The following is a 7,380-nucleotide window of genomic DNA, read 5'->3' as shown; positions in this document are numbered from 1 at the left end:
AGTAAGAAGAAGCCTTTAACTCAAGAGGATAAAAGAACAAATCAAAGTTTATCCAGAGAAAGAGTTGCCAATGAAAACGTGATTGGCCTCCTTAAGCGATTTAAAATTATAGCCGATCGTTACAGAAATAGACGTAAAAGGTTTGCACTTCGCTTCAACTTAATTGCAGCAATCTATAACTGGGAATTAAATACGTGAGTTTCGAAAGAGGTCTAATATTACTTACAGAGAAGAACTTTTAAAAAATTTATTTATAATGCGTTAACCCTGGTCCTTCCAGCCATAACACTCTGCAGAAAAAAAGAAAAACTTCTTGTCATTATAAATGTGTAGGTTAGCTTAAGCTTACTTAAGTGGCGGGAAGGAAAGCGGATGATTTGCTTAAAGATAAGTTGGCTAAAAGTTTTTTACTCCATTTTAGCTCACCCTCAATTTAAAAAGTACTTAAGGCGATTCTACAATTGGAAACGCTGCCTTATTTTTTCTGCAATATCTTTCAAAGGATTTCCCGTTAATTCAAGCTCTTGCCTTTGCAGCCGAGGCAGCTGCCCAATTTCTGCAGGCAGGCTGGTGAGCTGATTTTGATTTAAGTAAAGCCTTTGCAGCTGAGACAGCTGCCCGATTTCTGCAGGCAGGCTGGTGAGCTGGTTTTGATTTAAGTAAAGCGTTCGCAGCTCAGACAATTGCCCGATTTCTGCAGGCAGGCTGGTGAGCTGGTTTTGATTTAAGTAAAGATGTAGCAGCTCAGACAATTGCCCGATTTCTGCAGGCAGACTGGTGAGCTGGTTCTGGTTTAAGTAAAGTCTTTGCAGCTCAGACAATTGCCCAATTTCTGCAGGAAGGCTGGTGAGCTGGTTCTGGTTTAAGTAAAGTCTTTGCAGCTCAGACAATTGCCCTATCTCTGCAGGCAGGCTGGTGAGCTGGCTTTGGTCTAAGTAAAGCTCTTGCAGCGAAGACAATTGCCCTATCTCTGCAGGCAGGCTGGTGAGCTGATTTTGATTTAAGTAAAGCCTTTGCAGCTGAGACAGCTGCCCGATTTCTGCAGGCAGGCTGGTGAGCTGGTTTTGATTTAAGTCAAGCCGTGCCAGCCGAAACAATTGCCCGATTTCAGTAGGAAGGCTGGTGAGCTGGTTTTGATTTAATTCAAGCGTATGCAGCTGAGACAGCTGCCCAATTTCTGCAGGCAGGCTAGTGAGCTGGTTTTGATTTAAGCGAAGATATTGCAGCTCAGACAGCTGCCCGATTTCTGTAGGCAGGCTGGTGAGCTGGTTTTGGTCTAAGTAAAGCCCTTTCAGTTGAGGCAACCGCTCGATTCCTGCAGGCAGGCTAGTGAGCTGGTTTTGATTTAAGTGAAGCCATTGCAGCTGAGATAGCTGCCCGATTCCTGCAGGAAGGTTGGTGAGTTGGTTTTGGTCTAAGTAAAGCCCTTTCAGTTGAGGCAACCGCTCGATTCCTGCAGGCAGGCTAGTGAGCTGGTTTTGATTTAAGTGAAGCCATTGCAGCTGAGATAGCTGCCCGATTTCTGCAGGAAGGTTGGTGAGTTGGTTTTGGCTTAAATCAAGCTCTTGCAGCTGAGACAATTGGCCTATTTCTGGGGGTAAGTAAGTCAAGCGTGCTTTAGATAAATCTAAAGCCGTGATGTTTTTACAATTTTCTTCAATCCAATCTCTAAGAAGCTCTCCTTTTTTTTCTAAAGGTAAATACTTGATTTTTTCTTGACTTAAGTATGCCCCTCCACCAGGCAGTGCTTTCCACATTAACAGACGATTAATATTTATAAGATAAGAGGCATAGTTAGCCAAAGTAAAGCACCTTTTTTCCTGGGTTTCCCATTTAAATTCTAGCTCCGCAGGAGCAAGGGATTTAGCTAGAGTAAAGGCCTCCTTGAAGATTGCCTTAGCTTTTTCTCCTTCGGAAAGCCTATCATTCAGCTTATAAATCCTATCTACAATAAAAGCTTGCTCCTTAACATTTCCTTGAGGAACATGTACTTTACCTATTTTTTTATAAAGAGAAGGCATCACTTCAGAAGCCAGCAGATGATGCCATCTTTTACAGACGCTAAATAAGGAAGGAACTGCGCAAGCCTCTAAGATAGGGAGTAGCAATTCATTGGGCAAGCTTTCAATAGATGTCGATGAGATAGAATGCATCTTATTTCCTTGGGTAGTAATGACTTCTCAGCATTTTTATTTATAAAGGCAATATAAAAAAATTAAAAAAGCAAGTCAAACGAATTCGTATCCTTATTACAAGAGGGGTATCGGCTAACTTGTTAAGCAAAGAGCAAGATATTATGTCTTGTAGGCGATAACTAGATATAAAAGGTTTTTGCTCAGCTTTAGGCCGATTAGACGTAGTATGCGTTTGATTTGCAATACATCGAAGTTCTATGAGCTATATATATTTAAGTTTTTTTACAAACTCATCTAATGGACGTTTAGCATCGCTTGGACATAAAAACTCTTACTGTATGGAGCTTAATAAAGGCTTGGGCTTCTTTTTCATTGCCCTTAAGGTAATGCTTGGCTAAAGTACGGCATTCTCTTGGATAGGCCGCTTGGCTGAGGATGACTACCCATCTTTGTTCAACACCGGCATAGCAAAGGGGTAGCCTTAAAAGCTCGTATCTCTACAGTTTTGTCGTAAGGCGCTTCAAATATGAGTTCTTTGACCTCTTTGATTTGCATAGACACACGCGTGGCAAATAAGCTTTGTTCTCTTTTAAAGACTTGTGAGGTAGTTGGCGTATAGAGAGCGTTATCTCCTACTATATAATCCAACATGATTTAAAGCATTTTCGCCTTAAAGTGGTGTTGTTGCGTAAATGATAAGAAGTGTAGGCGATAAGATTGCTCTTTCACTCTTAAGAGCTATAAAATTAGTTTACAAAAACAAAAATATAGGCAAGCTATGGAAAAAAGCTTAACTACCGCCTACGTAATGGGCCCGAGTATAACAAAGCTTTAGTGCAAAGAGAAAGCATAACTTTATAGCTTTCGGGTGAAACCATTAAAGGATGGAGGGAAAATAAAAGCATGGGTAAGAAGGGACGCCCAAGAATTTACTCTGCTGATGCTATCCTATGCACGCTGTTGATTGGAGCGGTTTATCATTTGCCCCTCCTAAGCCTTGCGAGGATTTTTGTTATCGCTGATTACTTTGCTGGCTTTGGGTTTGCCTATTCCTTGTTATACACGCATTTGCAGGCGTGCTAAGAAGCTTAGGCAAGGGCTTAAAAAGTTAAGCCTTAAAGCGTCCAACAGACATAGTCTTTAATTCCTCTGGAGTAAAGGTCTATAGCGAAAGAGAGTGGAAAGCGCACCAGCATGGCAAAGCCAAGCGAAGAATTTGCAGAAAGATTCATCTAGCCATTTGCCCAGATTCGCATAAGATTATTTTAAGAGAATTAATAAAGAGCAATAAAGTCGGTGATTCAGTGGCAAGCCAAATGATCTTTGAGCTACCAAAGAGTGTACAAACTGCTTATAGAGATGGCGCTTATGATAGACAAGCTTCGTGTCGATCATCTTATGTGCGGGATATAGATCCTTTGGTACCTCCAAAAAGAGAAGGAAGGCTAAGCTAAGAGGCGGACAAACCTTTGATGAAAAAAAATAATGCTTTAAAAATCATTCAAGGCTTTGGAGAAGATGAGGAGACCAGGCAGCTCTGGAAGAAGCTTTGCGGCTATCACAGAAGATAGTTTGCCGAAACGGCGATGTGCCACTTTAAAAGAAGCTTTGGAGGATAGTTTCGCTCTAGGAAATTAGCTTATCAACAAGCGCATTATATGCCAAATCCTTGGTTATGAACAAGAGGACAAAACTTGGAATGCCCAAGACAATGGGTGCTAACTTATGTGATATATCTTTAGAGGAGCTATTAAAGCATTTACGCAACAAGGTCTGATTTAGGTAAAAAGACTAAGACTTAGAGAAGTTACAAACGTCTAGCACTTTAGGCAGATAAAGAATTTTTTAGCTATATGGGCCTCTAATTTTATTAAAAATCCCTTATTTATAAAAGCTTTTGATGAGAATAAAATTCTTCACAATTATATTGCTCACTTGGATCAGCTGCAGCTGTTCAACTCAAGATTCTTCCAATGCTACTTTAAAATACGTGGAAATTGCCGCACGTGGTGAGGAAGCCTCTGAAAGTAAACCGATTATCTACCGCTTAAAAGTGGATGCTAATTGGATACAACACCATCCTTCTCCTTTAGATCCTCGAGCTGATACTAGGCAAGCAATTATAGAATTTTATATTGTTCATCAGGATGAAAAAGTTTCTATTACTATCCATAATTTTCCCTCCGATAATATCTATCAACGCCCCTCCCCTTTTACCTATATTTCTCGTTGGAAAAAGCAGCTTCATCCATTGGATCCCGAGACTGTCTCCCTAACATCTCAAGCCTTTGGAGGGTATTGTGGCTTTTGGTTTGAAGCTACAGGAGAGATAAAGGGGAGCCAAACAACAATGTTTGCTTGGATTTTACAATTAGCTCCTGAACATTATCACCACCTTGTCGCCCCAGGCTCTCCTTACCTTCTAAAAAAATATAGACAAATGAGAAGCGATGTAACCATCAAAGCTATAGGCCCCCCATTCTTAATGCAAAGATACCGGCAGTCTATCATTGCTTTTGCTCGAAGTTTCCACCTTATTGAAGATTTATGATGAAACATCTTTTAAAATTTTATCATTTTTTAGGAAGCATACAACTTGCCATCATGCTACTGGCACTAGCAATTCTTGTAGCAGCTTTAGGAACACTTCTAGAAGCGCAAAGCCAGTCTCACCTTTCTTCTGCCTATCTTACCTATCACAATCCCCTATTTCGTAGCCTAGCAGGAGGATTTTTTATTAATATTTTGGTCTCCGCCTTAAGAAGATGGCCTTTTCGTGTTAGGCATATTCCCTTTTTGATAACTCACTGCGGACTACTCATGCTATTAAGCGGTCTTATTATCAACAATTATTATGGTATTCAAGGCTGTATGGGTATTATAGAAGGGGGGGCTAGCCACCAAATCTTTCTTCCGCATACTTATGCTATCCATTTAGAGAAAAAGGGAATAGAAAACGCTTATAAGAAGATTCAAAGAGAGTATCCTTTAAATCAATTGATACACCAACCGGTGAAGTTTGAGGATGTAGAGATGAGGGTGATTGATTATGCTCCTCATTCTTATGAGCATAAAGAAACATGGGTTAAAGGCAATCAAGCTATCATTACAGGTATAACCCCCATTCCTTTAATAGAATTCCAGGATAACAAGCCTCTTCTCCCCCCTTTTAAAGCTCATCTTCATCATGAAAATGCTCAGCCGTGGAACTTAATTGCCTTAAAAACTCCTTTTATCAGTGAGGCTGCTAAATATTTCTATCTGCAAAATTTAACTGTAAAGATTTCTGAAACCGAAGGAGGAAAAACCCTTGTAGAAGAGTCTTTAGCTAAACTTTTGTTAGCTCCTTTAGAGATAGATACAGCTCAATTTTCTTTTGCTTTGGATTGGGACGACCCTACATTGAATGAGCTGACACAACCTACTTTGCAGGTGCAAATTAACCATGAAAAAATGGTGATCCGGCTTGCTGGTCCCGATAGTTTGCTTAATCAAAATATCTCTAGCCCTCATAGGGGGAAGCTGCCTTTTACTCTTGATTTGTTTAAAGAGCCCACCTGCTTAATTATGCAAGACGAGCAAGAAGATAATTATCTTTACTTTTTTAATGCCCATGGCGAGGTGTATACTCAATCTTGCACAAAGGAAAAGCTTACATCCATTACCGCTTATGAGGATGGATTTGAAGGATATCAAGTGCAAATGTCGTTCCCCTTTGAAGATTTTCCTTGCAGCCGTACAGATAAAGAGCAAGCAGAACTCTTACGGATTGCCATAAAGTTACGGCAAGGCATAGAACAATATTCTACTCTTTCTCCTCCCCTACAATTGCTAAAGCAGGCCGCTGATGCGTCTCATCAAGAGTTTGCAGAGGCCACAGTAAATTTTCTCCACGCTTGGGAAAACTCCTCCTCTTTATTATTTACAGCTCCTTATTCGCCTTCATTAGAGAGGCTTTTTCATAAGCTAAACTGGAACATTCTCCCACAACAAGAGCAGTATGCCTGCGGATGGCTATGCCTTTTCCTGGAGGAAATTGAAAAAGAATTGGAGGAAGGAAAAAATTTTTCGCAAATTTTAACAAAGAGAAAATGGCCTTTTGCACTCCCGTTTGTGTCATTAGATAACAATAATATGGATCATATGATCTCTTTGTTTGCGCAGCAATTATTTGCTGTAGCTTCACAGCTACCACCTCCTTCTAGGATGCCAGCTACGTTTTCTGCTAAAGCCCTGTCAGCTTATTTAAAAGCGTACGGTATCACTTTATCTAACCTACGTGAGCCTATGCACTCTCTGCAGATCATTCGTTCTTACCATGCAAGCCGCTTATATTTTGATAAGGTTCTAAAAATATTATCTCCCTTAGCACCCCTAAGGGCCCAGCAATTAGCCCTATTGATCAACGTGCTGCCAGATAACTCTTATGCTATGGAAGAGATAAAAAAAGCTTATATAAGCTATCAAATTCAGAATAAAGAAGAAAATTTTAGCTACCCGCCCTCTAAAGTAGAACTCATCGCACATTTACTTTACAATGCTCCTTTAGCTACAAAAAGCCTTTCTAGCGAGGAGGCTAGTGTCCTTTCAGCTAGTTTAAACGCAGATGAGGTGATACTCAAGAGCCCTCTGACTTTAAAGCAAACCAAAGCTAAATCCTTGCCTAAATGGGAGCATAATCTGCCTTTGCTTACCTTGGAGTTAAAAGAAGGCACTTATAAAGAGCTTATTACTCTCACCTATGACCCATACGGCAAGAAGCTTCTTTGGCCTGTTTTGAAAGGGAAGTATCTTATACGTTTTCAACCTTTATTTAGGGATATTCCTTATAAAATACGTTTACATGATGCTCGGCAAATCAATTATCCAGGTACCACCCAGCCTTATAGCTATGAAAGTGATATTTTTATCCATGATTTAAAAAGGAATACTAGGATAGAAAAAACCCTTAGCATGAATAATATCTACCAAACGCCTGAGGGCTATCGTTTTTACTTAGCCAATCTCTCCCCGCCTACGGAAGTGGCTGTCCAACATGCACAGATTTTAGTGAATTATGATCCTGCTAAATATTGGCTCACCTACCCCGGGGTGCTGATGATAAGTTTAGGAATTGGGTTACTTTGGTGGATGCAACCCTACAAGAGACGTTAAAAGAGTCTGCAGGATTCAATCGTTGCGCCTGCCATTTGTTTCACACACCCTATCAGCTCCCTCATCGTCAAGGCCGGTTTTTTTTCTATAA

At 40.4% G+C, this 7,380-nt stretch carries 7 protein-coding genes; 5 read left to right on the top strand and 2 right to left on the bottom strand.

What is annotated here, in order from left to right; genetic code table 11:
- The coding region (locus tag NEOC95_RS09805; RefSeq protein WP_283248240.1) for a transposase family protein at positions 1–198 on the top strand (198 nt) is incomplete at its 5' end.
- Positions 199–455: 257 nt separating this feature from the next.
- On the opposite strand, the gene NEOC95_RS09800 is transcribed toward NEOC95_RS09805, so the two are convergent.
- Both NEOC95_RS09800 and NEOC95_RS02965 read right to left on the bottom strand, forming a co-directional pair.
- Positions 456–2,153 (bottom strand): leucine-rich repeat domain-containing protein, encoded by a 1,698-nt coding sequence (locus NEOC95_RS09800; RefSeq protein ID WP_213151442.1) that lies wholly within the window; start codon positions 2,151–2,153, stop codon positions 456–458.
- 435 nt (positions 2,154–2,588) lie between these two features.
- The gene (locus NEOC95_RS02965) at positions 2,589–2,786 is read right to left on the bottom strand and encodes a hypothetical protein (protein ID WP_166157591.1); all 198 of its coding nucleotides are present in this window, start codon (positions 2,784–2,786) and stop codon (positions 2,589–2,591) included.
- A gap of 252 nt (positions 2,787–3,038) precedes the next feature.
- Between NEOC95_RS02965 and NEOC95_RS09795 the strand changes: the two genes are divergently transcribed.
- The 4 genes from NEOC95_RS09795 to NEOC95_RS02945 all read left to right on the top strand — a co-directional run bounded on the left by NEOC95_RS09795 (position 3,039) and on the right by NEOC95_RS02945 (position 7,289).
- Entirely contained in the window at positions 3,039–3,218 is a 180-nt protein-coding gene (locus NEOC95_RS09795; protein WP_166155148.1) for a hypothetical protein, read from the top strand.
- Between the two features lie 50 nt (positions 3,219–3,268).
- Positions 3,269–3,589 (top strand): transposase, encoded by a 321-nt coding sequence (locus tag NEOC95_RS09790; RefSeq protein WP_213151444.1) that lies wholly within the window; start codon positions 3,269–3,271, stop codon positions 3,587–3,589.
- 446 nt (positions 3,590–4,035) lie between these two features.
- On the top strand, positions 4,036–4,686 hold the full coding sequence (locus NEOC95_RS02950) for a hypothetical protein (protein WP_213151440.1): 651 nt from the start codon (positions 4,036–4,038) through the stop codon (positions 4,684–4,686).
- Positions 4,683–7,289, top strand: a complete 2,607-nt coding sequence (locus NEOC95_RS02945) for a hypothetical protein (RefSeq protein ID WP_213151439.1) — start codon at positions 4,683–4,685, stop codon at positions 7,287–7,289. The genes NEOC95_RS02950 and NEOC95_RS02945 overlap by 4 nt, the downstream gene beginning before the upstream one ends.
- Positions 7,290–7,380: the final 91 nt, after the last annotated feature.

Source organism: Neochlamydia sp. AcF95 (assembly GCF_018342455.1).
Lineage (GTDB): Bacteria > Chlamydiota > Chlamydiia > Chlamydiales > Parachlamydiaceae > Neochlamydia.
This window is presented reverse-complemented; position numbering and strand designations above follow the sequence as displayed.